The 24,434-nt window shown below is 61.7% G+C and carries 21 protein-coding genes; 14 read left to right on the top strand and 7 right to left on the bottom strand.

Features of this window, described 5'->3' with window-relative positions:
* Positions 1-47: 47 nt before the first annotated feature.
* From IEI95_RS00725 to ligD, 3 genes are read right to left on the bottom strand one after another with little or no spacing between them, the layout of a single operon-like run.
* The gene (locus tag IEI95_RS00725; RefSeq protein ID WP_139093125.1) at positions 48-380 is read right to left on the bottom strand and encodes a TIM barrel protein; all 333 of its coding nucleotides are present in this window, start codon (positions 378-380) and stop codon (positions 48-50) included.
* A gap of 20 nt (positions 381-400) precedes the next feature.
* Positions 401-1,162 (bottom strand): SOS response-associated peptidase, encoded by a 762-nt coding sequence (locus tag IEI95_RS00720; protein ID WP_045025188.1) that lies wholly within the window; start codon positions 1,160-1,162, stop codon positions 401-403.
* Between the two features lie 56 nt (positions 1,163-1,218).
* The gene (ligD, locus tag IEI95_RS00715) at positions 1,219-2,280 is read right to left on the bottom strand and encodes a non-homologous end-joining DNA ligase (protein ID WP_045025189.1); all 1,062 of its coding nucleotides are present in this window, start codon (positions 2,278-2,280) and stop codon (positions 1,219-1,221) included.
* A gap of 283 nt (positions 2,281-2,563) precedes the next feature.
* On the opposite strand from ligD, the gene IEI95_RS00710 reads away from it, so the two are divergent.
* Genes IEI95_RS00710 through IEI95_RS00700 form a run of 3 tightly spaced genes read left to right on the top strand, consistent with a single transcriptional unit; the run spans position 2,564 to position 8,002 of the window.
* Positions 2,564-3,316 (top strand): ImuA family protein, encoded by a 753-nt coding sequence (locus tag IEI95_RS00710; protein WP_194415551.1) that lies wholly within the window; start codon positions 2,564-2,566, stop codon positions 3,314-3,316.
* Positions 3,237-4,748: a Y-family DNA polymerase gene (locus IEI95_RS00705; RefSeq protein ID WP_068950842.1), complete on the top strand. Its 1,512-nt coding sequence runs from the start codon at positions 3,237-3,239 to the stop codon at positions 4,746-4,748. Before IEI95_RS00710 ends, IEI95_RS00705 begins: the two co-directional genes overlap by 80 nt.
* The gene (locus tag IEI95_RS00700; protein WP_068950844.1) at positions 4,745-8,002 is read left to right on the top strand and encodes an error-prone DNA polymerase; all 3,258 of its coding nucleotides are present in this window, start codon (positions 4,745-4,747) and stop codon (positions 8,000-8,002) included. The genes IEI95_RS00705 and IEI95_RS00700 overlap by 4 nt, the downstream gene beginning before the upstream one ends.
* Before the next feature lie 739 nt (positions 8,003-8,741).
* On the opposite strand, the gene IEI95_RS00695 is transcribed toward IEI95_RS00700, so the two are convergent.
* The gene (locus IEI95_RS00695; RefSeq protein WP_139093126.1) at positions 8,742-9,416 is read right to left on the bottom strand and encodes a hypothetical protein; all 675 of its coding nucleotides are present in this window, start codon (positions 9,414-9,416) and stop codon (positions 8,742-8,744) included.
* 433 nt (positions 9,417-9,849) lie between these two features.
* Here IEI95_RS00695 and IEI95_RS00690 point away from each other — a divergent pair, with 433 nt between their 5' ends.
* Both IEI95_RS00690 and IEI95_RS00685 read left to right on the top strand, forming a co-directional pair.
* Positions 9,850-10,026: a hypothetical protein gene (locus IEI95_RS00690; RefSeq protein ID WP_194415548.1), complete on the top strand. Its 177-nt coding sequence runs from the start codon at positions 9,850-9,852 to the stop codon at positions 10,024-10,026.
* A 217-nt stretch (positions 10,027-10,243) separates the two neighbouring features.
* A complete protein-coding gene (locus IEI95_RS00685) occupies positions 10,244-11,167 on the top strand; it encodes a DUF3991 and toprim domain-containing protein (protein ID WP_156538613.1) in 924 nt (307 codons plus the stop codon).
* Here the strand turns inward: IEI95_RS00685 and IEI95_RS00680 are convergent.
* Both IEI95_RS00680 and IEI95_RS00675 read right to left on the bottom strand, forming a co-directional pair.
* Positions 11,128-11,724 carry a mobile mystery protein B gene (locus IEI95_RS00680; protein WP_156538614.1) on the bottom strand — a complete coding sequence of 199 codons (597 nt, stop codon included), beginning with the start codon at positions 11,722-11,724 and terminating at the stop codon, positions 11,128-11,130. The two genes, IEI95_RS00685 and IEI95_RS00680, sit on opposite strands and share 40 nt — an antisense overlap.
* Positions 11,721-12,182 (bottom strand): mobile mystery protein A, encoded by a 462-nt coding sequence (locus tag IEI95_RS00675; protein WP_156538615.1) that lies wholly within the window; start codon positions 12,180-12,182, stop codon positions 11,721-11,723. The genes IEI95_RS00680 and IEI95_RS00675 overlap by 4 nt, the downstream gene beginning before the upstream one ends.
* A gap of 379 nt (positions 12,183-12,561) precedes the next feature.
* Here IEI95_RS00675 and IEI95_RS00670 point away from each other — a divergent pair, with 379 nt between their 5' ends.
* The 3 genes from IEI95_RS00670 (at position 12,562) to IEI95_RS00660 (ending at position 18,795) form a co-directional block, all read left to right on the top strand.
* Positions 12,562-13,164 carry a DUF1419 domain-containing protein gene (locus IEI95_RS00670; RefSeq protein ID WP_194415546.1) on the top strand — a complete coding sequence of 201 codons (603 nt, stop codon included), beginning with the start codon at positions 12,562-12,564 and terminating at the stop codon, positions 13,162-13,164.
* 11 nt (positions 13,165-13,175) lie between these two features.
* The gene (locus tag IEI95_RS00665; RefSeq protein WP_194415544.1) at positions 13,176-13,577 is read left to right on the top strand and encodes a DUF3085 domain-containing protein; all 402 of its coding nucleotides are present in this window, start codon (positions 13,176-13,178) and stop codon (positions 13,575-13,577) included.
* Between the two features lie 127 nt (positions 13,578-13,704).
* Positions 13,705-18,795, top strand: a complete 5,091-nt coding sequence (locus IEI95_RS00660; RefSeq protein ID WP_194415542.1) for a helicase-like domain-containing protein — start codon at positions 13,705-13,707, stop codon at positions 18,793-18,795.
* A 95-nt stretch (positions 18,796-18,890) separates the two neighbouring features.
* On the opposite strand, the gene IEI95_RS00655 is transcribed toward IEI95_RS00660, so the two are convergent.
* A complete protein-coding gene (locus IEI95_RS00655; protein ID WP_045231734.1) occupies positions 18,891-19,250 on the bottom strand; it encodes a winged helix-turn-helix transcriptional regulator in 360 nt (119 codons plus the stop codon).
* 82 nt (positions 19,251-19,332) lie between these two features.
* Between IEI95_RS00655 and IEI95_RS00650 the strand changes: the two genes are divergently transcribed.
* The 6 genes from IEI95_RS00650 (at position 19,333) to IEI95_RS00625 (ending at position 24,422) form a co-directional block, all read left to right on the top strand.
* Positions 19,333-20,316 carry a zinc-dependent alcohol dehydrogenase family protein gene (locus IEI95_RS00650; protein WP_045231733.1) on the top strand — a complete coding sequence of 328 codons (984 nt, stop codon included), beginning with the start codon at positions 19,333-19,335 and terminating at the stop codon, positions 20,314-20,316.
* A gap of 380 nt (positions 20,317-20,696) precedes the next feature.
* Positions 20,697-22,457: a ParB N-terminal domain-containing protein gene (locus IEI95_RS00645; RefSeq protein ID WP_194415541.1), complete on the top strand. Its 1,761-nt coding sequence runs from the start codon at positions 20,697-20,699 to the stop codon at positions 22,455-22,457.
* Positions 22,458-22,553: 96 nt separating this feature from the next.
* Positions 22,554-23,027, top strand: a complete 474-nt coding sequence (locus IEI95_RS00640; protein WP_045231731.1) for a UCP036055 family protein — start codon at positions 22,554-22,556, stop codon at positions 23,025-23,027.
* Positions 23,024-23,911 carry a DUF7007 domain-containing protein gene (locus IEI95_RS00635; RefSeq protein WP_194415539.1) on the top strand — a complete coding sequence of 296 codons (888 nt, stop codon included), beginning with the start codon at positions 23,024-23,026 and terminating at the stop codon, positions 23,909-23,911. The genes IEI95_RS00640 and IEI95_RS00635 overlap by 4 nt, the downstream gene beginning before the upstream one ends.
* Positions 23,908-24,216: a hypothetical protein gene (locus tag IEI95_RS00630; protein ID WP_194415537.1), complete on the top strand. Its 309-nt coding sequence runs from the start codon at positions 23,908-23,910 to the stop codon at positions 24,214-24,216. The genes IEI95_RS00635 and IEI95_RS00630 overlap by 4 nt, the downstream gene beginning before the upstream one ends.
* Positions 24,213-24,422 carry a hypothetical protein gene (locus IEI95_RS00625; protein WP_194415535.1) on the top strand — a complete coding sequence of 70 codons (210 nt, stop codon included), beginning with the start codon at positions 24,213-24,215 and terminating at the stop codon, positions 24,420-24,422. Before IEI95_RS00630 ends, IEI95_RS00625 begins: the two co-directional genes overlap by 4 nt.
* Positions 24,423-24,434: the final 12 nt, after the last annotated feature.

Below are 24,434 nucleotides of genomic sequence, written 5' to 3'. Positions count from 1 at the left end.
GCCCGAACAGGGAACGAATTCCAGCAGCAGGAATGTTTCGCATCCCCTCACGATGCCGTTCGCCGGAGGACAGCGTCACAAGACACCGCGGACTTGCCCAGCTTGTCGATCATTGCGAGGCATGCCTCGATAGGCCGAAATCTGTTCTTCAAGTCGAACGGCAACTTTGTGCGCTCGCTGATAAAATGCCCCTCGGCCATGCCATATCGGTCTATGTGGGTTTCCAGATTGAGCGGTGCTTCGTATTTTGTTGCCGCGATTGCGCGTGTAACGGCTTCCCAGTCGATCCGCCCATCGAAGGGCAGAAGATGATCATCGGTTGCGCCAAAATTGTCGTTGATATGCGTCGTGATAAGACGATCTCCGTACTGTTCCACCACGGAGCATGATCCTGGCGCGATCATTTCCCAATGGGCTCTCCGGATTTGGACACGATCGTGGATCCGTACGGTTCGCGCGACGAAATGATCAACGCATCATCTGGCAAAGGTCGTGCCAGTTCTTTGGCTTCGTCCCATGGCGCCTGCATCCACACCTCGGTCTCCTCTTCGGTCAGGAGAAGAACAGGCATCGCCTTCTCATGGATCGGCTTCACGAGATTGTTGGGATCAGTGGTCAAAAACCCATAGAGGTCGTCGGTCGTCGGCCCATCCTTCACCTTCCGGACGCTCTGCCATTGCGGGACATGGATGCCGGCGAAGAACATCAGCGACTTTTCCTCGTCGCGCGCAAACCAGGCGTTCGGCACGTTCCCGCCGGGTTGCTGGCTGGCGGGATCGGGTTCGGCGAAGCTGGTGACCGGGACGAGGCATCGGTGCTCGACACCAAACCATCGTTTCCAGTGTGGGAAGGTGAGCTTGCGGACGTTGGTCGTGCCGCGGTCCGCCTCCATGCGGATGAGCTCTTCAAGATCGGCGGGCTTCCCTTTGGCTTTCAGTTTTTCGGCCTTGGCTTTGGCGGCCTTTTCCAAGGTGAACCGCGGCGAGGGAAGACCCCAACGCGCATGTGCCAATTGTCTCCTTCCATCAGCGGAGTTGCGGACAATCGGTCCCATCTGATCGGGGTTCATTTGATAGGCTGGCATGAGGTTGATGAGGCTCTCGGCGTCCTGAGCCCATTTTGAAACCCAGTCCTTGTCCTCCATCCGATAGAGATTACACATGCGACCCCCTCCGCTTCGACCAAATACGGCTACTCTAGCGCATGTCGCTTGTTTCGCTAGTCGAGCTGGTAAACGTCGGCATTGTCTTGCCGTTCCCGCAGGCCCTTGTACGACGGATGACGGAGTTTCCCGTCCGATGTCCAGGCGCGAAACTCGATCTCGGCGATCAGGGTAGGCTGGACCCAGACAATGTCGGCAGTTCCGGAATGGGGCAGGGGCGGCTGCTTTCGCTTCCATCGCAGCGTGTCCAGCATCTTCCGCAACCGGATGATCTCGGCTCCCTTGAAGCCCGTGCCGACGCTTCCGACGTGGACGAGATCGCCATCGCGGTAGGCGGCAAGCGCTAACGAGCCGAAGCCGGCAGGGGATGCCGTCGACCTCTCATAGCCGACGATGAAGAACGCTTCGCTCTGTACGCATTTGACTTTCACCCAATCCCCGGTCCTGCCCGAACGATAGGGCTGATCGAGGCGCTTGCCGACGATGCCTTCCAGGCCGAGGCGGCAGACATGCTCAAGCAGGACAGCTGGCTCGGCATCGAGTGTTTCTGATATCCGAATGGCGCTGGCTTCATTCGTTGGGCCGTTTATCGTGTCCTCGAGAAGGTGTCGGCGCGAACGGTATTCAACACCGCGCAGATCGTGCCCATCCAGATAAACAAGATCGAAAGCGTATAGGACGGCGTGGGAGGCGCGCTTGCCAGCTTGTTTGCCGGATGCACCCAGCGATTGCTGCAGCAGCCCGAAATCCGGCCGCCCCTCATCGTCGAGCACGACGGCTTCCCCATCGATGATCATCGTCGCCGGCCCCAGCGCTCGGGCGGCCTGCTCTATGGCCGGAAACCGATGTGTCCAGTCGTGGCCGCCGCGGGTAAGGATCCGGATCCGCTGGGGCTCGATATGGACCGCAAGGCGATAGCCATCCCATTTCAGCTCCCAACTCCATTCGTTTCCGGTGGGAGGCTTAGCCTTCAATAGGGCCAGCGCCGGCTCGACGCGATCAGGTATGGGATCGAAGAGGAGCTGTGGTTGAGCTGGATTACGCTTCCTGCGCGGCTTTGAGCGGATTGGCGGCTCGGTGTCGCGCAGGAGGGGTTTTGATCTCGGAGGCCTCGTCATCCGGCCAGTTCATCAGAAAAACCTTAATAATACTGTGACTATCCCTATATTGTCCCCGCTATTCACCGATCAGGACATAAGACTGTAGAAGCCAGCGAAATTTCTTGGTCGCAGCTATTCACCTGATTCTCATGAAGAATCTCGAACTTCTAATGTTCGGAACAATACTCGTACGTTTTTTGCCGCCTTGACTCCTTTCTCATATGGGAACAAAAACAGAACATTGACATTTGCACGACATGAAGTCGCCCTGCCAACACGACCTTGAAGGGAGCCGTGAACAATGACTGCTGCCCGCGAAAGGGTAATCTGCGATCTGCGGGAGCGTATTGCATCGCTCGAAACCAGCACGGCGAAAAAAGCCGGTTGGTTGCCATTTGGCGTGCCGGAGATGGATGCGGTTCTGCCTGGCGGCGGCCTTGCTCATGGCGCGCTTCACGAATTTGCCGGTGGTGGATCGGGCACCGTCGATGGTGCGGCCGCTGCTCTTTTTGCAGCCGGCATAGCGGCACGGACGAAGGGGCCGATCGTGTGGTGTCTGACGCGACCAGATCTGTTTTTCCCCGCGCTTGCGCAGGTCGGACTGCATCACGACCGGATAATCTTCGTCGAGTCCGACACGGAGGAAGACGTGCTCGCCAATATGGAGGAGGGGCTGTCCTTTGGTGGGCTCGGCGCCGTCGTCGGTGAACTCGTTCGCCTGCCGATGGTCAGCTCGCGCCGCCTGCAGCTGGCGGCCGAGCGCACGGGGACACTGGCATTGGCTGTGCGTCGTTGGAGGCGGCAGACAGAGGCCAATGATTTCGGGCAGCCGACGGCGTCGACCACGCGGTGGCGGGTGAGCGTGATGCCATCGGAGGATTTGCCAGTGCCGGGTGTGGGGAGAGCCCAATGGTTGCTGGAATTGATGCGCGTGAAAGCGGGTGAATGTGCTGAGTTTCTCGTGAGGGCGTGCGATGACAAGGGTTGTCTCGATCTATCTTCCGGATCTGCCGACGGATCGCATTCGTCGCGCCGATCCATCCATTCCGCCTGAACAGGCGATCGCGGTGATCGCCAGGAGCGGCTCGAAACGCTGGGTATCGGCGGCCGACGCAGCCGCCAGACAAGCCGGCGTTCATGTCGGCATGCCGGCTGCGAAAGCACAGGCGCTGTTTCGCGGCCTGATGCTGGTCGATGCGGATCCTGCTATGGATGCCGCAGCACTCGAACGCATCACCCTCTGGGCGCTGACGCTTTATTCCCCGATCGTCGCGGTCGATGGGATCGACGGCATCGTCATGGACACAGAGGGTGCCGATCACTTGCAGGGCGGAGAGCTGCCGATGGTGACGAAGATCGCCAATCAGTTCCTGGCAAGGAAACTCACTCCCCGGGTCGCGATCGCCGACACCTGGGGTGCAGCACACGCCTGCGCCCGTGCCATCAGCCGCGAAACGGTCATAGTGCCTTCAGGTGAGACCGTCCGCGCCGTCGAGAAGCTGCCGATATCGTTGCTGCGCCTTCCCGGGAAAGTCGTCAGTGATCTGCGCACGCTTGGCTTCCAGACCGTCGGCGAATTGGCCAACACGCCGCGCGCGCCGCTGACCCTTCGTTTCGGCCCGGAGATTGGCCGGCGGCTGGACCAGATGTTTGGCCGCGCCTGCGAACCGATCGATCCGATCCGCACCGCCGAGCTCATCGAGGTGAGCCGCGCCTTCGCCGAACCGATCGGTGCTGCCGAAACCATCAACAAATATGTCGGCCGGCTGGTCGTGCAACTGATCGAGGAGCTGCAAAGGCGCGGCCTTGGTGTCCGGCGCGCCGACCTGATCGTCGACAAGGTCGATGGCACACGGCAGGCGATCCGCGCTGGCACCGTGAAGCCGGTGCGCGACGTCGCCTGGCTGACGAAGCTGTTTCGCGACCGGACGGAGAAGATCGAGCCGGGCTTCGGGATCGAAAAGCTCACTCTGGTCGCGGTGATGGCTGAGCCCCTGGAGGAGCGCCAGAAATCTTCCTCGCTGGTCGAGGAGGAAGTGAAGGACGTGACGCCGCTGATCGATATCTACGGCAACCGCGGGCAGCGCGTCTATCGGGTGGCACCGGTTGCCTCCGACGTTCCAGAGCGCTCCGTCCAGCGCATCAGTCCTGCTGCCGATCCGGTCGAGGTTACCTGGGTCAGCCATTGGCGCCGGCCGGTCCGGCTGCTGGCCCGTCCGGAGCTGATCGAGGCAATCGCCTTGCTACCGGACCGCCCGCCGGTTTCGATCACCTGGCGCGGCAAGCGGCGGAAGGTCAAGCGGGCCGATGGGCCCGAGCGGATCTTTGGCGAGTGGTGGCAGCGCGACGCGGAGATGGAGGCGGTGCGGGACTATTTCGTCATCGAAGACGAGGCCGGCGAGCGTCTCTGGGTGTTTCGCTCCGGTGATGGCATCGATCCTGAAACCGGAAGTCACCGCTGGTTCGTGCACGGGATCTTCGCATGAGCTATGCCGAGCTGCAGGTCACGACCCATTTTTCGTTCTTGCGCGGTGCAAGCTCGGCGCAGGAACTGTTCGAGACCGCGAAGGCTCTCGGCATCGAAGCCCTCGGCGTTGTCGATCGCAATTCGCTTGCCGGAATCGTCCGGGCGCTTGAAGCATCGCGCGCCACCGGCTTACGCCTCGTTGTCGGTTGCCGGCTTGATCTGGCCGACGGCATGTCGGTGCTGGTCTACCCGACCGACCGGGCTGCCTATTCCCGGCTGACCCGCCTCATCACGCTCGGCAAGTCGCGCGGCGGCAAGAACAACTGTATCCTCCACTGGGACGACGTCGTCGCATACAATGACGGCATGATCGGCATTCTGGTGCCGGACCTGCCGGATGACACCTGCGGGATCCAGCTGCGCAAGATGGCCGAGGTGTTTGGTGATCGCGCCTATGTGTCGCTTTGTCTGCGCCGTCGGCAGAACGACCAATTGCGCCTGCATGAGATTTCCAATCTTGCGGCGCGGTTCAAGGTGCGGTCGGTCGTCACCAATGATGTCCTCTTCCATGAGCCGGGCCGCCGGCAGTTGCAGGACATTGTCACCTGCATCCGAACCCGCACGACGATCGACGAAGTCGGCTTCGAACGCGAGCGCCACGCCGATCGCTACCTGAAGCCGCCCGAAGAAATGCAGCGGTTGTTTCCGCGATACCGGCAAGCCCTCGCGCGAACCATGGAGATCGTCCGTCGCTGCACGTTCTCGCTCGAGGAACTCACCTACCAATATCCGGAGGAGGCGATCGTGCCGGGCAAGGATGCTCAGGCCTCGCTGGAGCATTATGTCTGGCAATGCGTGCCCGACCGCTATCCGGAGGGACTACCGCCCGACGTGTTGAAGGTCGTGCGGCACGAGCTCTATCTTATCCGTACCATGAAATACGCCCCGTATTTTCTGACCGTCTTTTCGATCGTGCGTTATGCCCGGTCTCAAGGCATTCTCTGCCAGGGGAGGGGCTCCGCCGCCAACAGTGCCGTCTGCTACATCCTCGGCATTACCAGCATCGATCCCTCGACCAACGACCTTCTGTTCGAGCGTTTTGTATCCCAGGAGCGCGACGAGCCGCCGGACATCGATGTCGATTTCGAGCACGAGCGGCGCGAGGAGGTGATCCAGTGGATTTACCGCACCTACACCAGAGAAAAGGCAGCGCTCTGCGCCACCGTGACGCGCTACCGGGCGCGCGGCGCGATCCGCGATGTCGGCAAGGCGCTCGGCCTGCCGGAGGACGTGATCAAGGCGCTGTCATCCGGCATGTGGTCCTGGTCGGAAGAGGTCTGCGATCGCAATGTCCGCGAGCTCAATCTCAATCCAGACGACCGGCGTCTTGTGCTGACTTTGAAGCTCGCACAGCAACTGATGGGCGCCCCGCGCCATCTCGGCCAACACCCCGGCGGTTTTGTCCTCACTCATGATCGGCTCGACGATCTCGTGCCGATCGAACCGGCGACGATGAAGGACCGCCAGATCATCGAGTGGGACAAGGACGACGTCGAAGCCCTCAAATTCATGAAGGTGGACATCCTGGCGCTTGGAATGCTGACCTGCATGGCCAAGGCCTTCGATCTGATCCGCGAGCACAAGGACCGCGATCTTGATCTCTCGAAAATCGAGCAGGAGGATTCTGCGACCTATGCGATGATCCGCAAGGCCGATACGCTCGGCACGTTCCAGATAGAAAGCCGCGCGCAGATGGCGATGCTGCCGCGGTTGAAACCCCGGACCTTCTACGACCTTGTGGTACAAGTCGCAATTGTCCGGCCCGGTCCGATCCAGGGGGACATGGTGCATCCCTATCTGCACCGGCGAGAAGGCAAGGAGGCAGTCGAATATCCGACGCCGGAGCTGGAAGCGGTGCTCGGCAAGACGCTCGGCGTGCCGCTGTTTCAGGAGTCGGCGATGCGGGTCGCGATGGTCTGCGCCGGCTTTACCGGTGGCGAAGCCGACCAGCTGCGCAAGTCGATGGCGACTTTCAAGTTCACCGGCGGCGTCTCGCAGTTCAAGGACAAACTCGTCTCCGGCATGGTGAGGAACGGCTACGCGCCGGAATTCGCCGAAAAGACCTTCTCCCAGCTCGAAGGCTTTGGCTCCTATGGTTTTCCGGAGAGCCACGCGGCTTCGTTCGCGCTGATCGCCTATGCCTCGAGCTACATCAAATGCCATTATCCGGAAGCCTTTTGCGCGGCGCTCATCAATTCGCAGCCGATGGGTTTTTACGCGCCGGCGCAGATTGTCGGCGACGCGAGAGCCCACGGCGTCGAGGTGCGGCCGGTTTGCATCAATAGATCCCGGTGGGACTGCACGCTTGAACGCATCGGCAATACCGATCGGCACGCGGTGCGCCTCGGTTTCCGGCGAGTGAAGGGGCTGGCCATCGCGGATGCGGCCCGGATCGTTGCCGCCCGGATGAATAGCGATTTCCAATCTGTCGACGACATGTGGCGCCGGTCCTGTGTTCCGACCGAAGCGCTCGTCCAGCTCGCCAAGGCCGATGCCTACCGGCCGTCCCTGAAGCTTGAACGGCGTGATGCGCTCTGGGCCATCAGGGCGCTGCGCGATGAACCTCTGCCCTTGTTTGCTGCCGCGGCCGAGCGCGAGATGGCGACGATTGCCGAACAGCAGGAGCCGGAGGTCGTGCTGCGCCATATGACCGACGGGCATAACGTCATCGAGGACTATAGCCATACCGGATTGACGCTACGGCAGCATCCGATCGCCTTTCTGCGGAAAGATCTCGCGACACGCAACATCATTACCTGTGAGGAGGCAATGAGCAGCCGCGACGGCCGTTCGGTTTTTACCGCCGGCCTCGTTCTCGTTCGCCAGAAACCGGGATCTGCCAAAGGGGTGATGTTCATCACTATCGAGGACGAGACTGGCCCTGCCAATATCGTCGTCTGGCCATCGCTGTTCGAGAAACGCAGGCGTGTTGTGCTTGGATCAAGCATGATGGCGATCAATGGTCGGATCCAGCGCGAAGGCGAGGTGGTGCATCTCGTCGCGCAGCAGCTGTTCGATTTGTCGGGCGATCTATCCGCACTGGCGGACCGTGATGCTGAGTTCAAGCTACCGGCGGGCAGAGGCGATGAGTTTGTCCATGGTGGCGGGCCGGATCCGCGCGACAAGCCGAAGCCGATCGCTCGCCCGCGGGACATGTTCACCCGAGACATTCATATTGACACGCTGAAGGTGAAGGCGCGGAATTTTCACTAAGACCCCTCAAGCCGAAATGCTGGCGGCGAGGCATCCTCCGGAGCGAACCAACGAAAAGAGGGCGCCCGGACGGCAATGTCGGGATCTCGCTCCTTAAGCTTGCCCCTTGCCCCCCAAAAAGGGATGTTTCGGTCCACCTACCCACTGGAATTCTTCCCAATGGGCTTCTTTCGTCGCAAGCGCGGCCGATCCGCGGGTTGGCATACGCCCCCGATCCCGAGCAGGCCCGCATCGGAGTGGCGGGGACGGGCTGCCTGACAACCCGGCTTGAAGGGAGAGGAGTACGGCTCACATCATCGAACGTGAACTGTTCAAGCAATTCGAACAGCGCCGCTGCTTCCCGCGCGAGACTGTGGCTGGCGGCTGTCTGTTCCTCGACCACAGGAACACATGTCGGATCGCTTATACGATCGAGCCTGTCCGCGAATGGATTTTTCCGGCAGAAGAACGCTTAGGGTGGCCGTGCTGCGCGAGGGCAAGTGGGCCGCCACAGCGGCGTCGCAAAAAGAAAGGGCCATCGGAAAACCGAGGCCCATTAAGGTGTGAAGGTCAAAACCTCCAGAGGGGAACAGCTGGTGCGATGGAAACTGGGAGGAGACCATCGTGTGCATCAGCTGTAGGCTTAATGAGTAAATTTTGTGCGATGTGCAAACAAATTTTGTGCAGTGCAGCCATGCAAGAACAGAGAGGATGGCGTCTCACTTCCGATTTAAGCTGTGGCTTCCGTGCCGGTCGATACTCAATCCCGGCTTGGTGCGATGAGCGTGTACACGCGACGCGCCAATCGCAGATGGCGGCTGCTTTCATCCGCCAGCAGGACCGAGATCATCCGATTACCGAGGAAGAACAGGACGACCGCGATCAAGACCGCCGCGGGCCAGAGCTGATGCTCGACAGGGACCAGGCTGCCATGAGGATCGAGGATTTCCATCCCTTTACGATACCCGGAATATACGGCAAGAACCAATCCGAACCTGATGGGCATGAAGACGAGGAGTTCGATCAGGCGCAGGATCGCGACTTTTGAGAGGGGCGCCGGTTCGGACTGCCTGTTTGTCAACGCCGCAGTCCGCAGGCCCGGTCGTTGTTCGTCCCTCACAAGTGCCCTCCATTGACCGCTGCGCAGCGTCGCCCAGGCATTCAGCGATCGCTTTGCGTCGCGCAACAGCACGTGTCCAGGCTCGGCCCGCATCGTTATGGCGGTGCGGATGACGCTCAGCGTGGCAAGGATGATGCTGAGCCAGATCGCAACCTGGTACAGGACGGTCACGTCGCTCAGCGAGAAATTTGCCCACATCCAGTGAACCAGCCAAAGCGCTGCGATCACGACAAAAGTCCGCAGCGGAAAGATGAGAAGCTCCACTCGACGCAACTGCGACGCGGATGGTTCTGGGAACGTTGTTGTTGCTGACATTCTCAATGGCCTCCGGACGATAGAGGTAGAATCTACACTATGTTTTTAGCAGCACAAGATTTGCATGGTCCAAAGGTTTCACAGACGCTTCGGTCTCACATCGGCATCCTGGTTCTAATGGCGCAAAGGCATGCGGTCACGTGTCGCTGCGAGCCGAAGCGGTAACTTCCCAAGTGCTCGAGGCGAGCCGCAGGTCACGGCAGCGAATGGATGGACATCTGTTACGATACCGCACCAACGCCGAAGCAGACCAATCCCGCTCTCATGCGATGGCTTCCTGGTCCATCCCTGGATCTTCCACGATCAACCCTCAAGGGGTCCGCTAGCAAGCTGCGGCCGCTTGGGCGATGCCCTTCGCGGTGATCGCGACCAGGGTTGGACACTGACGGAGCCATCGAGCGGGATTGGCCCGCTCCGAAGATGGAGCCTTCAGATGAAGCAAGATCTTTCCCTCGCCCAGAACCACGCATTCCAGCTCGCCCGCACCCTGATGGTCCCGGTCACGCTCTTTAGGTCCGGTAACGAGTTCGGCGTTCTGCCGAGCGACGAACTCGACGACGAAGACGATCTGGAGATCGTGCACGAATACGTTCCGGGCGGGTCTCATTGAGACCCTTCTCGCCTTTTTGGTGCCGCTTGCGAGCCGCAGGCGGCAAGGGAAGCTTCGCCGCTGCTGGCACCCGGGCGGTGGCCCAAGGTGCAGATTGTCATCTTGCCAGCCGCGCCCTTGCCTCCTTTGCTCTTCGCGGCGTCCGGAGAGGGCTCCGCCGGGTGCGGGGAAATGGAAACAGAAAGAAGGACGGACGCAATGCGCGTCGGGAAGAAAAATGGAAAAGAAGGAACTGGAAGACCTCCGGGATCGGGTGCAATGCGCTGCCGTGCTGGAGAAGGCTGGGTTTGCCATCGACCTGAAGGAGAGCACCCGCAGGGCGGTCAAATACCGCGGCGGCGGGGCCATAATCATCGTGATTCACGAGGGCAGAGGCTGGTTCGATCCGCTGTCCGACGCCAAGGGTGACGTGTTCGGTCTTGTCGAGCATCTCGACCAAGTGCCCTTTGTCGAAGCCCTCTACCATGTAGCCTCGCTGGTCGGCTTCGTCCCGAAGGAGCCGGTCTGGACCCACGCTGCACGCGAGATCGAGCCGCCGCCCAGCGTTTCGGAACGATGGACGAAGCGCCGCAAGCCGTGGCCGGGCTCGATGACCTGGCGCTATCTCTGCGAAGAACGCTGCGTTCCTGAAGCAACCATCCGCGCAGCGATCCGGTATGATCTCGTGCGCGAAGGTCCGCGCGGCAGTATGTGGGCCGCGCACCGTGACAGCGAGGGCGCCGTCACCGGCTGGGAGGAGCGCGGGCCGGAATGGCGCGGCTTTTCGACCGGCGGGGCGAAAGTCTTGTTCAGGTTCGGCGCGATCCATGCGCCGCGCCTTTGCGTGACGGAGGCTGCCATCGACGCCATGAGCCTTGCCGCGCTGGAGAGTAATCGGCGCGATAGCCTCTATGTCAGTACCGGCGGCGGCTGGGCCCCTGCCACCGATGCGGCGATCCGTTTATTGGCGGCGCGGAAGGGTATGTCGGTGGTCGCCGCCACGGACAATAACGCGCAAGGCAATGTCTACGCTGATCGATTGGAAGCAATTGCCCGGGACGCCCACTGCGGGTTTGAGCGCCATCGCCCCCACCACGAGGATTGGAACGAGGACCTTTGCGCTCAGCTGCGCGCGAATTCGAGGAGAGGCGCGATGTCGTGATTATCCGCGGCTTGCAGTGCCGCGACGTATCGCGTGCGCAGATCTCCCACGTCGCCCAGGCTTCCGCTACCCCAGCTAAAGGACTCGGCGCCCAGTTTTTCCACGAGCAGATCGGCGGCAAGCCGAGCGTGACGTCCATTGCCGTTCGGAAACGGATGGATGGCGACCAGGCGATGGTGGAAACGTATTGCGATCTCGTCGGCTTCGAAGGTCTCATGCTCGACCCAATACCGCACGTCATCGAGCCGCGCCGTGAGTTCGACCGGAATTCGGTAGGCCTGGATGCCGATATTGCGCTCCGTCGTTCGGAAGCTGCCTGCCCATTGCCAGACCTCGCCGAACATGCGTCGGTGCAATGTGCGCATAAAGTCTTCGGTCAGCATCCTGCCGACCGGCATGCGCCGTCGTCCGCGAGCCCAGGCTGCGCCCTCGACGATATTTTCCTGTTCAGCCTCGTTGAGATCCTGCCTGTGGGTGATCCAGCTTTGAAGCAGGCCCTCGCGCTCCTGCGGCTCAAGCGGTGTTGCGTCCTCTGGTTCCTGGAAAAGGTCCGTCATTTTTGTGACCAGAGATCGCGCTCGGAAAGCTGGTCGCGGATGTAGGCCTGGACGCGGGCTTCGAGATCGTCATCGCCCGTTCCCTGCGCCTCCAGGCGCATCGTATGCGCGACCCGCTGGAGTTCGCGCATTGCGATCTTGCGCGCGCGTTCGGTCACGGCGGCCTCGAGCGATTTATTCGGGACCAATGCGTAGACCAGCGTGCAGTCGAGCGCCTCTGCCGCACGCCGCAAGGTGCTGAGCTGGATGGTTCCGGATGCCTCCGACTTCTCGATCGCTTCGACGGTCTGGGGCCGGATTCCCATCCGCGAGCCGAGCTGCGACCCGGTCATGCCAAGCGCGTCGCGCAACGCCCGGACCCATCCTTTCGGCGGCGCCCTGAAGCTCTCCGCCGGCTGCAGCCCGCGAAGACGCTCGTCAAGCCTTTTGCGCGCTCGTTTCCTTGCATCGTCCTTCATCGTTCAACTTTCCACCGACGCTACCCATCAGGCAGCAGGCTGATTGTGACGCTGTCTTTATAAGCTTGTGAACTGATAATCAATATAAAAAGATCAGCCTATGGCATGATCCAATATGCAATCTTAACAGTCTATAAGCTGACGGCTTGGGTCAGATTGAGCAGAATGGAAAATGGAATAGGAAAAAGGGAGAGGAGGAAACCGGTTGCCGCATGCCCGCCGGCCGCGTCAAGGGTAAAGCTCCGCCCGCTGCGCGGCCCTTGACCCGTCCGGGCGGAGAGGCGGCGCCAAGGGAGGGGTCAGGAAGGGCTGAAGAGGATGGCGACATCGCGAGGATGAGCCGCGTGTCCTTCCCGACGAGGCTGAAAGGAGCCCGCCGATGACCGTCTCTCCAATACGTAAAGTCTTTGAAGGCATTGCCGACCGCCGGCAGATGTTCCGCTTGTTCGACCGCCACGCGCAACGCCTGAACCGCTGGGAGGGTGACGATAACGCACTTTATCGAGGCGAATGGTTCGAAGTCGCCCAGGCGCAGCACGATTACATGTTCGAGATCCCGCCGCCGCTGTTCATGCGGGGCGATATGTTCGCCATGCGCGAGTTCCTCACCGACAGCATCACCAGCATCTTTTTCACGCTGAAGATCGATGACCGGATGCGGTATTTCCATGCCTATTGCGACCTCGCTGACAAGGGTTCGCCCGAACGGATGCGCGATGCGATCATCGAGCGCGAAACCCGGCCCGTTCGGGCGATGACGCGCGAGGAACGCCTGGACCACATCTGGTCGAGCACCCATGATGACTATCGGGGCTATGCCGGCGAGCGCTGGCCGGAACACAACCGCGGCAAGCGGACCGTGCTGTTTTACGGCGGACGCCAGGGTACCGTCCTGAAGCTGCTCGACGACCTCACGGATGCGCAGATCGCATCGAAGCTGCCGGTGCATCTGCGCTACCTCCCTGACGCGATAGCGGCGTAAGGGAGGCGGCGATGTTCACCTTTTCCGTGACGGACATCCACGTCGTCATGATGCGCGGACGCCTCGACGCGCACCTCAACGGCGGCTTCCGCAATCCCCACTACGGTATGTTTCCGGGCCGCGATGAGAAGCCCGGTCTTTGGCTGGTCGGCGACGAGAGCGTGTACCTCATGTCCAACGGCAAGCTCGCCGAAGGGCAACGTCCGTTTGTCGTCTATGCCGAAGAGTGCGATCCGAAGTCGAACCCCGACTACTGGCACTACAAGCGCCAGCATTTCGGCGGCGATGACGGGGTCGAGTTTCTCGACGGTGCCATGCTCGTGAAGCTGATCGCTGCCAGCCCAGCCTGCACGCATCTGAGGATCGCCTTCCACGGGGATTCGATGCAACTCACCGTGATCGCGCGAGACTAGCGATCCGCAGACGCTCGCCGTCCCGCGGCCGTCCAGCCCACCCAGTTCTCTTCATCCCGCACGTCGTCAGCCGACTGGAACCTTTCAGGGCGGTGGCGACGCGCGCCTTCACCCAGGAGATTCCAGCATGTCACATGACGATCCCTTCACCATCGATCTTTTCGGCAACACCGCGCTTTCGTCCAGCCTTGGCCTGGGCGTGACGGCCTTCGGCAGCGACTTCGAGCCCGACGACGATCCCGATCCTACCACTCCAGCGCCGGCCTTGCCGATCGCCGCGGTCGTGCGGCCGTCGTCCCCGGCGGGCCGTGCCCGTGGTCTGAACTTCCATCTCGCCGATGACCGTGGTCTCGCCCGCAGCTGGAAGGACCGTGCGCGCGACAATATTGCCGCGATCCGGCTCGCGGCCGAGATCGAGGCGGGCGAACGTCCTGCGACGCGCGAGGAACAGGAGACGCTGATCCGCTTCACCGGCTTCGGTGCGTCCGATCTTGCCAACGGCGTCTTCCGCCGTCCGGGCGAGCCCGAATTCCGCAAGGGCTGGGACGAGATCGGTTCCGATCTCGAGGATGCGGTCGGCGAGACCGACTATGCCTCGCTTGCCCGCTGCACCCAGTATGCCCATTTCACCCCGGAGTTCATCGTCCGGGCGATCTGGTCTGGCCTTCAGCGTCTCGGATGGCGCGGCGGCCGGGTGCTGGAGCCGGGGATCGGCACGGGCCTGTTTCCGGCGCTGATGCCGGAAGCGCTTCGTGATCTGTCGCACGTCACCGGCGTCGAGCTCGATCCCGTAACGGCACGCATCGTACGGCTTTTGCAGCCGCGAGCGCGGATCCTCACCGGAGATTTTGCGCGCACGGAGTTGCCGGCGAGCTTTGACCTTGCCATCGGCAATCCGCCTTTCTCGGACCGGACCGTCCGTTCCGACCGCGCCTATCGCTCGCTCGGGCTGCGATTGCACGACTATTTCATTGCCCGGTCGATCGACCTGTTGAAGCCCGGGGCTTTCGCAGCCTTTGTTACCAGCTCCGGCACGATGGACAAGGCGGATTCCTCGGCGCGCGAGCATATTGCCAAGACGGCGGACCTGATTGCCGCCATCCGCCTGCCGGAAGGCAGCTTCCGGGCCGACGCGGGAACCGACGTCGTCGTGGACATCCTCTTCTTCCGTAAACGCAAGGTCGCCGAGCCCGAGGGCGATCTTTCTTGGCTCGACACGGACGAAATCCGGCCCGCCACGGAGGATGAGGGCGCCATACGTGTCAACAGGTGGTTCGCCCAGCATCCGGAATTCGTGCTCGGTACCCACGCGTTGACCGCCGGTCCTTTCGGCGAGACCTATACATGCCTTCCGCGTGACAGCGAGGATCTCGCCGCGGCGCTGTCGGCCGCCGTCCATCTTCTTCCGGAAGGCCGCTATGACGGCGAGCCCACCGCGATCGATCTCGATCTTGAGGGCGCGACCGAAGATATTCCTGCCGATCTTCCGTCCGGCCAGCATGTCCGCGAAGGCAGCTTCTTCTTCGACAACGCCCGAGGCCTCATGCAGGTGATCGATGGCCAGCCGGTCACTATTACGGTCCGAAAGGGCCGCAGCGCGGACGGTATCCCGGAGAAGCACGTCCGGATCATCAGGAAGCTGATCCCGGTCCGTGACGCGGTACGTCAGGTGCTGAAGGCCCAGGAGCTGGATCAACCCTGGAAGGATCTGCAGGTCAAGCTGCGCATTGCCTGGTCGAGCTTCGTGCGCGACTTCGGCCCGATCAACCACACCACGGTCTCGATCAACGAGGATCCGGAGACAGGCGAGACGCGCGAGAGCCATCGCCGGCCTAATCTCCAGCCGTTCGCAGACGATCCCGATTGCTGGCTGGTCGCCTCGATCGAGGACTATGACCTCGAAAACGATACGGCAAGGCCCGGGCCGATCTTCACCGACCGTGTCATCTCGCCGCCCGCGCCGCCGGTGATCACCAGTGCGGCGGATGCGCTCGCCGTGGTGCTCAACGAAAGTGGGCACGTCGATCTCGACCATATCGCGGAACTTCTGCACCGTAATCCCGAAGACGTCGTCACTGAGCTTGGCAGCGCGATCTTCCGCGACCCCGCCGACGGGTCCTGGCAGATGGCCGACGCCTATCTGTCCGGTCATGTCCGCGAGAAGCTCAAGGTCGCGGAAGCTGCGGCCGCGCTCGAGCCCGCCTATGAGCGCAACGTCTCGGCGCTCACTGCCGTCCAGCCGGTCGATCTGCGCCCGTCGGACATCACCGCGCGCCTCGGCGCTCCGTGGATACCGGCTGGAGATGTCGTCGCCTTCGTCAAGGAGACGATGGGAACCGATATCCGGATCCATCACATGCCCGAACTGGCGTCATGGACCGTCGAGGCCCGCCAGCTTTCCTACCTCGCCGCCGGAACATCCGAATGGGGAACGGACCGCCGCCATGCCGGCGAACTGCTGTCCGATGCCCTGAACAGCCGGGTGCCGCAGATCTTCGATACGATCAGGGACGGCGACAGCGAAAAGCGGGTTCTCAACGTCGTCGATACCGAAGCGGCCAAGGAAAAGCTTCACAAGATCAAGCAGGCCTTCCAGCGCTGGATATGGTCCGATCCCGATCGCACCGACCGGCTGGCACGCGTCTATAACGACCGCTTCAACAACATCGCGCCGCGAAAGTTCAACGGCGATCATCTCAAACTTCCAGGCGCCTCAGGCGCCTTTGTTCTCTACGGGCATCAGAAACGCGGGATCTGGAGGATCATCTCGGCCGGCTCGACCTATCTCGCCCATGCCGTCGGCGCCGGCAAGACCATGACGATGGCAGCAAGCATCATGGAGCAGCGGCGTCTCGGCCTGGTCGCCAAGGCGATGCAGGTCGTGCCGGGGCATTGCCTTGCGCAGGCCGCGCGCGAGTTCCTGGCGCTCTATCCCACGGCTCGCATCCTCGTTGCGGACGAGACAAATTTTTCGAAGGACAAGCGCGCCCGGTTCCTGTCGCGCGCGGCGACGGCAACCTGGGATGCGATCATCATCACGCATTCCGCCTTCAGGTTCATCGGTGTGCCGGCGGTGTTTGAACAACAGATGATCCACGACGAACTGGAGCTCTACGAAACCCTACTCCTAAAGGTCGAGGATGAGGACCGCGTCTCTCGCAAGCGCCTCGAGCGCCTGAAGGAAGGGCTGCAGGAGCGGCTCGAAGCGCTTTCCACCCGCAAGGACGATCTCCTCACCATCGCCGAGATCGGCGTCGACCAGATCATCGTCGACGAGGCGCAGGAGTTCAGAAAGCTCAGCTTCGCAACCAATATGTCGACGTTGAAGGGCGTCGATCCGAACGGCTCGCAGCGGGCCTGGGATCTCTATGTGAAATCCCGTTTCATCGAGACGATCAATCCCGGCCGGGCGCTTGTCCTCGCTTCGGGCACGCCGATCACAAATACGCTCGGCGAAATGTTCTCTGTCCAGCGGTTGATGGGCCACCCGGCGCTGATGGAGCGCGGCCTGCACGAGTTCGACGCCTGGGCGTCAACCTTCGGCGACACCACCACCGAGCTGGAGCTTCAGCCTTCCGGCAAGTACAAGCCGGTCTCCCGCTTCGCGAGCTTCGTCAACGTGCCAGAACTGATCGCGATGTTCCGCAGCTTCGCGGATGTCGTGATGCCGGCGGACTTGCGCGAGTATGTAAAGGTGCCGGCGGTCTCGACCGGCAGGCGCCAGATCGTCACGTCGAAGCCAACACAGGCGTTCAAGCACTACCAGATGGTGCTGGCCGAGCGCATCAAGGCGATCGAGGAGCGCGACCGGCCGCCCGAACCCGGCGACGACATCCTGCTTTCCGTCATCACCGATGGCCGGCATGCGGCGATCGACCTGCGCCTCGTGGATGCCGACAATGACAATGAGGCGGACAACAAGCTCAACAGTCTCATCTCGAATGCCTTCAATATCTGGAAGGCGACCGAGGGCAGCACCTATCTCCGCCATGATGGCAAGCCGTTCGAACTGCCAGGTGCTGCGCAGATGATCTTTTCCGATCTGGGCACCATCAGCGTCGAGAAGACCAGAGGCTTTTCCGCCTATCGCTGGATTCGTGACGAACTGATCCGCTTAGGCGTGCCGGCATCGGAGATCGCCTTCATGCAGGACTTCAAGAAATCGGAGGCGAAGCAGCGGCTGTTTGGCGACGTCCGGGCAGGCAGGGTCCGGTTCCTGATCGGCTCGTCGGAGACGATGGGGACCGGCGTCAATGCGCAACTGCGGCTAAAGGCACTCCATCATCTCGACGTGCCCTGGCTCCCTTCCCAGATCGAGCAGCGCGAGGGCCGCATCGTGCGCCAGGGCAACCAGCATGACGAGGTCGATATCTTCGCCTACGCCACCGAAGGCAGCCTCGATGCCACGATGTGGCAGAATAATGAGCGCAAGGCCCGGTTCATCGCGGCGGCCCTTTCCGGTGATACCTCCATCCGGCGTCTCGAAGATCTCGGCGAGGGGCAGGCGAACCAGTTCGCCATGGCCAAGGCGATCGCCTCGGGCGACCAGCGCCTGATGCAGAAGGCGGGGTTGGAGGCCGACATCGCGCGGCTGGAACGCCTGCGCGCGGCACACATTGACGACCAGCACGCCGTTCGCCGCCAGCTTCGCGACGCCGAACGCGATATCGAGTATGCCACGCGGCGGATCGCAGAGGTTGGCCAGGATATCGAGCGTCTGCTTTCGACCGCTGGCGCCGCCTTCTCGATGACGGTCATGGGCAAGGTCTATGCCGAGCGCAAGGAGGCCGGTCGTGCCTTGATGAAGGAGATCCTGACCCAGGTACAACTCCAGCAGGACGACGAGACGGTGATCGCGTCGATCGGCGGCTTCGATTTGGAATATCGCGGCGAACGCTTCGGCCATGACAATTATCGCTACACCACCATGCTGATGCGCACCGGCGCGGATTTCGAGATCGATCTGCCCGTGACGGTCACGCCGCTCGGTGCCGTCTCCCGCCTCGAGCACGCGCTTGATGATTTCGAGGGTGAACGCGAGCGCAATCGCCAGCGCCTTGCTGACGCCCGCCGCAGGCTCGCGTCATACCAGACGCGCGACGATGGCGGCGACTTTGCCTTCGCCGGCGAGCTGGCCGAGAAACGCTTGCAGCTTGCGGAGGTGGAGGCTTCACTGGCCGCGGATGTTGAGGGCGCGGCACCGCCAATGGCGGCGTAAAATTTTAACAGTGAGACAAAATCGCCGGCGTTGAATTTTCATGGGAGTTTCTATCGCGCAAGTGAAAGTCTCGCGACAGTCCGACCTTGATCGCCCTATGCGTTTTCCTCGTTTCTTTGAAGTCGCTCTCCCCAATCCCGCATCGCTATCAGGACGGGAGCAAGGGAAATGCCCGACGCGGTGAGTTCATATTCCACCTTCGGCGGCACCTCCGGGTAAACAATCCGGTTGATGACCCCATCCGCTTCCAGCTCGCGCAATTGTAAGGTCATCATGCGGGGGGTAGCGGCCGGTACGAGGCGACAAAGCGCATTGAAGCGCAGCTTTCCTTCCAGGAGGTGAAACAGGATAACCGGCTTCCAGATGCCGCCGATGACCGACAGGGTTGCCTCGACCGCGCACCCCGTCTTGTCGGCGCGGCGGCGTGTGCGCTTAATGGGGATACTATCATTCATGATACTACATGCGTAATTTGTGTGTACTTCATAGATATGACTTGTACCCCTATGGTGGATCTCTCAAAAGGAGATATCTCACATGCACCGATACATTCTGACCGGAAACGAAACCCGCCGTCTCAAGCTCACGCAAGGCGACGTGCGCCAGCCCGAAAAAGGCGAGGTTGCCGTAGACGTGCGATCTGCTTCGCTGAACTACCGGGACCTGGTTATTGCCAGGAACTTCAAGGACGTTGTTCCGCTCTCGGACGGCGCGGGCGTTGTAGCAGCTGTTGGCGAAGGCGTGGAAGACTGGAAGGTCGGCGATCGCGTCGTAATCGGCTTCATGCCCGGATGGGTGGAAGGCCCGATCACCCCCGCGAAGAAGGCCACAAGTCTCGGCGGCCAGACGATGGACGGCGTGCTGACGGAACGTATCGTTGTTCCATCGAACAGTATCGTGCGCATTCCCGATGCCATGACGTTCGAGGAGGCCGCGACCTTACCATGCGCCGGGGTGACCGCATTTTCGGCCCTGTTCGAGCGTCGGCCCTTGCAGCCAGGTGAAACGGTCCTCCTGCTCGGAACTGGTGGCGTTTCGATCTTCGCCCTTCAACTCGCAAAACTGGCGGGCGCCCGTGTCATCATCACCTCCAGTTCCGACGAAAAGCTTGAGCGTGCCCGCGCGCTCGGGGCGGATGAAATGATCAACTATCGCCGCACAACGGCCTGGGAGGACGAAGTGCTGCGTCTGACGGACGGTGTCGGTGCTGACCTGGCGGTGGATGTGGCAGGCCCCGCGACGCTCAGTCAAACGCTCAAGGCCACCCGGTTCGATGGGCGTATTTCACTCATGGGCGTGCTGACCGGCTTTGACGGTCATATCGATACAGGGGCGATTCTGGAAAAGAGGATCACGCTGCAAGGGATCTATGTCGGTCCGGTCGCGACACTCGCCGCCTTGGTGAGAACCGGCATCAAGCCGCAAGTCGATCAGGTCTTCCCGTTCGCCGAAGCCGAAGCTGCCTATAATGCACTTCGTGATGCAGGACACTTCGGCAAACTGGTCGTGAACATCGCGTAAAAACACCAGCGCCCGCAGAAGGCTCAAAGCGCCTACCGCATATCTCAGGTCGATTTTCTGTATCCGGTCTTCGCAAATCGCGACCGATTATTTTGAATTTATATAATCGCTCTCCTGAAATGAGAAAATAGGGAAAGGGGGAAGCTTGCTCGCAGATCGGGCAGGCCGCTGACGCTTGCGCTCAACCGCGCCACTCGCGATCCCGGCCCGTCGCCCTGCGCAGGGCTGTCAGCCCTGCTTGACCAGCCGGGCAGGGATGCTCAGCCGCAGTTGCACCGGCCCGTCCGCTCCGCGGTCCGGGAAGTGTCTTCGGAAAGAACTGAAGACGAAAAAGGGGCTGGCAAGGCGCCGGCTCAGCAATCCCCGAAGGAGCCAATCTCATGCAAATCCTTAAACTCGACCCCCGCGGGCTGAAGGACAATCCCGACGATGCGCGCCGCTCGAAATCGTCCCCACAAGCCGATGCACTGCTGCTGGCTACGGTGAAGGCTGTCGGCATTATCCAACCTCCAGTGGTCTCACCCGAAACCGATGGCGGCAACGGCTATATCATCCAAGCAGGCCATCGCCGTGTCCGGCAGGCCATCGCCGCTGGCCTTGAGGAAATCGAGGTGATCGTCCGCGAGGCTGCCAACGACAATGGCGCCATGCGCTCAATGGTCGAAAATATCGCGAGAGAGCCTCTTGGCGCCGTCGACCAATGGCGTGGCATCGAACGTCTCGTCGCTCTCGGCTGGACCGAGGAAGCGATCGGTATCGCACTCGCCCTGCCGGTCCGGCAAATCAGGAAGCTTCGGCTTCTGGCCAACGTGCTGCCGGCCATGCTCGACCATATGGCGCTCGGCGATATCCCCAACGAGCAGCAGCTGCGCACCATCGCGGCCGCTTCGCTCGACGAGCAGAGGGAGGTGTGGAAGGCGAACAAGGCCAAGAAGACCGAGCGGGCGGACTGGTACAACATCTCCCGGTCTCTTTCAAAGACGCGCATGTTTGCCAAGGATGCGAGCTTCGGCGACGATCTTGCCAGCGCCTACGGAATCGAATGGGTCGAGGATCTGTTTGCACCAGCTGACCAGGACAGCCGATACACCACTAACGTGGAAGCGTTTCTCGGCGCCCAGCAGGAATGGATGACGACGACGCTTCCGAAGCAGGGGTCGATCGTCGAGGTCAACAACTGGGGCCAGCCGGAGCTGCCCAAAAAGGCGGAACGCGTCTACGGCAAGCCTTCGAAATCCGACCACGTCGCCATGTATCTCGACCGTGACGGCAAGGTGCAGTCGGTCGCCTTCCGCATGCCCGAGGACAAGAAGAAGGGCAAAGGCGGCGCGGCGACCGCGGGCGGTCTAGCCGAAGCCGATGATGCAATCGTCGACACGCCAAAGCCGCGCCCGGATGTGACCCAGAAGGGGCAGGACATGATCGGCGACTTCCGCACCGACGCCCTGCATGAGGCGCTTGGACGCGCCCCGATCGAGGACGACATGCTGATGGCCCTGCTCGTGCTTGCATTCGCCGGCCTGAACGTCCGCGTGGATTCCGGCGCGACCGATACCGTGTTCGGGTCGAAGCGCTTCAAGCGCCACGCCGCCCGGCTGATCGGCGAAGACGGCAGGCTCGCCTTCGACGTGGAGACACTGCGCGTGGCCGCGCGTTCGATGCTGATCGATGTGCTGTCGTGCCGGCGGGGTATGTCCAACAGCGGGGTGATCTCCAGGATCGCAGGTCACGCGATCGGCGCCGACAACTTCCTGCCGAACATGGGCTCGGAGGACTTTCTGCTGTGCCTGTCTCGCCAGGCGATGGAAGCAGCGGCGAAGGAGGCGAACGTGCTTGCTCGCCAGAAGGTGCGGGAGACTCGTGCGGCTCTCGTTGATCATTTCAGGCAAGAGCGCTTCGTTCACACGACCGCACTCTTCGCGCCCGATCCGCAGGACATCGTGGATCTCATCAAGAGTGGCGAGGTTCTCGATGCCGACGACAGCGCGGAAGAAGCAGACGTCGATGAGTCCGACCTTGATAGAGAAGAGGGCCTCGCCACCCCCGAAGACGAGGCCGACCTTCCAGACAGCGCCGACGATGCTCCCGAAGCCGTCGATCCTGACGAAGAGCAGGATGCTTACGGGATCGCCGCGGAGTAGCCGCGACCCTCCTTCTCCTTCCGAATGATTGTGCGCCGCCGGTGATTTCCACTGGCGGCGGCTTCGTTTCCAACTCTAAAGATCAAGGAGATCAACATGTCCGCACATCTCGCATTCCTGGCGCCGATCGGCACCGTTCTGGCGTGGTCCAACGGCCAGCCGCGCCCGCCGGAGCGCCATCGCAAAAAGCTCTCCGCGTGGAAGACCAACAACAGCAGAGGCCGGCTGATACGCAAGCAGGACGAGCGCGGCGCCGGCAACATCAGCCTGCCGCCCAGCTTCACGCTCCACGAAGGCGACTATGGCAGCGGCGGTGTTATTGCGATCCGCGTCCACCGCACATTTTCGCTGGAAACCAGCCTGATGTTCACCATCGTCGAACGTCCGGCGGTCGGCAGTTACCGTGTCTTCGACCGCCCTGGCGACAGCGCCGAGCTCGTCCATCTCGCGGCGAGCCGGCAGGCTGCCGAGGAATGGCTGACCACCCATGGCTATCCGTTCGCCGTTCTCGAGGACGTCACGGCGGATGAGATCGCCGCCGATGTTGTGGAAGGGAGGGCTGCCGCATGATCGATCTTCCCAACACGAACATGCCCGACTGCACCCCCGGATTTCCGGGGGTTTTCTTTGGTCTGTCCTGCGAAGGGTTCCCCGTCGCCCGCGTCGGCGATCACGCCTTTGCCATGCTGCCAGGTCAGGCCGGGCGGCATTATCTGGCCACCGGCTGGAAGATTGGACGTCCGCTTCCCGAGTGGCGACGGGGAGACTTCTACGGTCATTGCGGCGAACTCGCCGATGAGGCGGCTTTTAGTGCACACGTCCTCGAACAGGCCGAACATCAGCGCGAAAAACAGGCGCTCGGACGTCGAAATATCGCCCCCCATGTGCATACGCCATGGGGTTCGGCCCAGCACTCGACAACCTATGCCGAGGGGATCGAATTCCACTCCACTGCAAGCCACGGCGGCTTTAAGCTCTCGGCCGACCGAAACCGCATTGTCGATCCGCTGCTCCGGGCGGACGACGGGTTCTACGAGGAGGATTGCGCCTGGGCTGCCGTGGCGCACACCTTCCCTGAACTGTTCACCGGCTTCGAGAAGCGTTGCGCCAGCGAGACGCTAAAGAACTGGGAGCCCGATGCGTGGGAGGCGATTTTCGCGACTGTGCTTGCTCACGGCGAATCTCATGTGAAGGATCGCCGCGCGTTCGAGCTCGAGCACGCCAGCGACTGGATCGTGATCTCGGCACTTCGATCGGATCATCATCCAGGCATGACCGAGGTGATCGCCACGCGCGCAGGCAGGCGCGATCATGGCGGCGAGGAACGGCGATTTCTCGTGCCGTCACCCGAATACGAAGCAGGTCGTTTCGGCTTCATCATCGATGAAGCGCGCCACGCAGCCTACGACGGTCCATCAAGCTTTGCCTCATGGACGGGGAGGACGGCGGCATGAACCGGTCCATCGATCGACAGGCGGAATTGCGGCGCATGGAAGAAGCGTGCCGGCAGACGCGGCATCAGCTCGACATGATCGACCGCCAGATCATTCGCAGGATGACCGCGCTGATCCCATCGCTTGGACGGCGCAAATACGGATATCGCCGCGGCAGGCCTCCTGAACCCGAAGCCTTCCTCACCCGCTACCGCTCCAATCTTGCGGCGATCACCGCGCAGCGCCAGCCAGAGATCGATGCTCTGACGCGGAAGCTTATGCGTCAGCAGTCCGCGATTGCGGCATTGCAGGAGACGATACCATGAAGCGCCATGAACCGCTTCCGTCCCTCACGGATCAGGAGGTAAAGGCGCTTCAGCATTACGCGGTCAGGCACGGCCGATCATGGAAGCGCATCCTCAACACCGTCTGGATGGGCGAAGGCCGCTGCGATGACGGCCAGATCCTTCGCAAGCTGCGCAACACGCACGGCCCGACCTGGCTGGACCGCTATCGGCTGCCGAAACCTTGAGCAATCGGCACA

It is taken from the genome of Agrobacterium vitis (assembly GCF_014926405.1).
Classification (GTDB): Bacteria; Pseudomonadota; Alphaproteobacteria; order Rhizobiales; family Rhizobiaceae; genus Allorhizobium; species Allorhizobium vitis_H.
The sequence above is the reverse complement of the archived record's forward strand: the minus strand, read 5'-3'. Positions and strand labels throughout refer to the sequence as shown.

Coding starts and splice junctions, on each gene's coding strand:
- IEI95_RS00720 (WP_045025188.1), bottom strand. CDS start 1,162: ATGTGTAATCTCTATCGGATGGAGGACAAGGACTGGGTTTCAAAATGG.
- ligD (WP_045025189.1), bottom strand. CDS start 2,280: ATGACGAGGCCTCCGAGATCAAAACCCCTCCTGCGCGACACCGAGCCG.
- IEI95_RS00710 (WP_194415551.1), top strand. CDS start 2,564: ATGACTGCTGCCCGCGAAAGGGTAATCTGCGATCTGCGGGAGCGTATT.
- IEI95_RS00705 (WP_068950842.1), top strand. CDS start 3,237: ATGACAAGGGTTGTCTCGATCTATCTTCCGGATCTGCCGACGGATCGC.
- IEI95_RS00700 (WP_068950844.1), top strand. CDS start 4,745: ATGAGCTATGCCGAGCTGCAGGTCACGACCCATTTTTCGTTCTTGCGC.
- IEI95_RS00695 (WP_139093126.1), bottom strand. CDS start 9,416: ATGTCAGCAACAACAACGTTCCCAGAACCATCCGCGTCGCAGTTGCGT.
- IEI95_RS00690 (WP_194415548.1), top strand. CDS start 9,850: ATGAAGCAAGATCTTTCCCTCGCCCAGAACCACGCATTCCAGCTCGCC.
- IEI95_RS00685 (WP_156538613.1), top strand. CDS start 10,244: ATGGAAAAGAAGGAACTGGAAGACCTCCGGGATCGGGTGCAATGCGCT.
- IEI95_RS00680 (WP_156538614.1), bottom strand. CDS start 11,724: ATGACGGACCTTTTCCAGGAACCAGAGGACGCAACACCGCTTGAGCCG.
- IEI95_RS00675 (WP_156538615.1), bottom strand. CDS start 12,182: ATGAAGGACGATGCAAGGAAACGAGCGCGCAAAAGGCTTGACGAGCGT.
- IEI95_RS00670 (WP_194415546.1), top strand. CDS start 12,562: ATGACCGTCTCTCCAATACGTAAAGTCTTTGAAGGCATTGCCGACCGC.
- IEI95_RS00665 (WP_194415544.1), top strand. CDS start 13,176: ATGTTCACCTTTTCCGTGACGGACATCCACGTCGTCATGATGCGCGGA.
- IEI95_RS00660 (WP_194415542.1), top strand. CDS start 13,705: ATGTCACATGACGATCCCTTCACCATCGATCTTTTCGGCAACACCGCG.
- IEI95_RS00655 (WP_045231734.1), bottom strand. CDS start 19,250: ATGAATGATAGTATCCCCATTAAGCGCACACGCCGCCGCGCCGACAAG.
- IEI95_RS00650 (WP_045231733.1), top strand. CDS start 19,333: ATGCACCGATACATTCTGACCGGAAACGAAACCCGCCGTCTCAAGCTC.
- IEI95_RS00645 (WP_194415541.1), top strand. CDS start 20,697: ATGCAAATCCTTAAACTCGACCCCCGCGGGCTGAAGGACAATCCCGAC.
- IEI95_RS00640 (WP_045231731.1), top strand. CDS start 22,554: ATGTCCGCACATCTCGCATTCCTGGCGCCGATCGGCACCGTTCTGGCG.
- IEI95_RS00635 (WP_194415539.1), top strand. CDS start 23,024: ATGATCGATCTTCCCAACACGAACATGCCCGACTGCACCCCCGGATTT.
- IEI95_RS00630 (WP_194415537.1), top strand. CDS start 23,908: ATGAACCGGTCCATCGATCGACAGGCGGAATTGCGGCGCATGGAAGAA.
- IEI95_RS00625 (WP_194415535.1), top strand. CDS start 24,213: ATGAAGCGCCATGAACCGCTTCCGTCCCTCACGGATCAGGAGGTAAAG.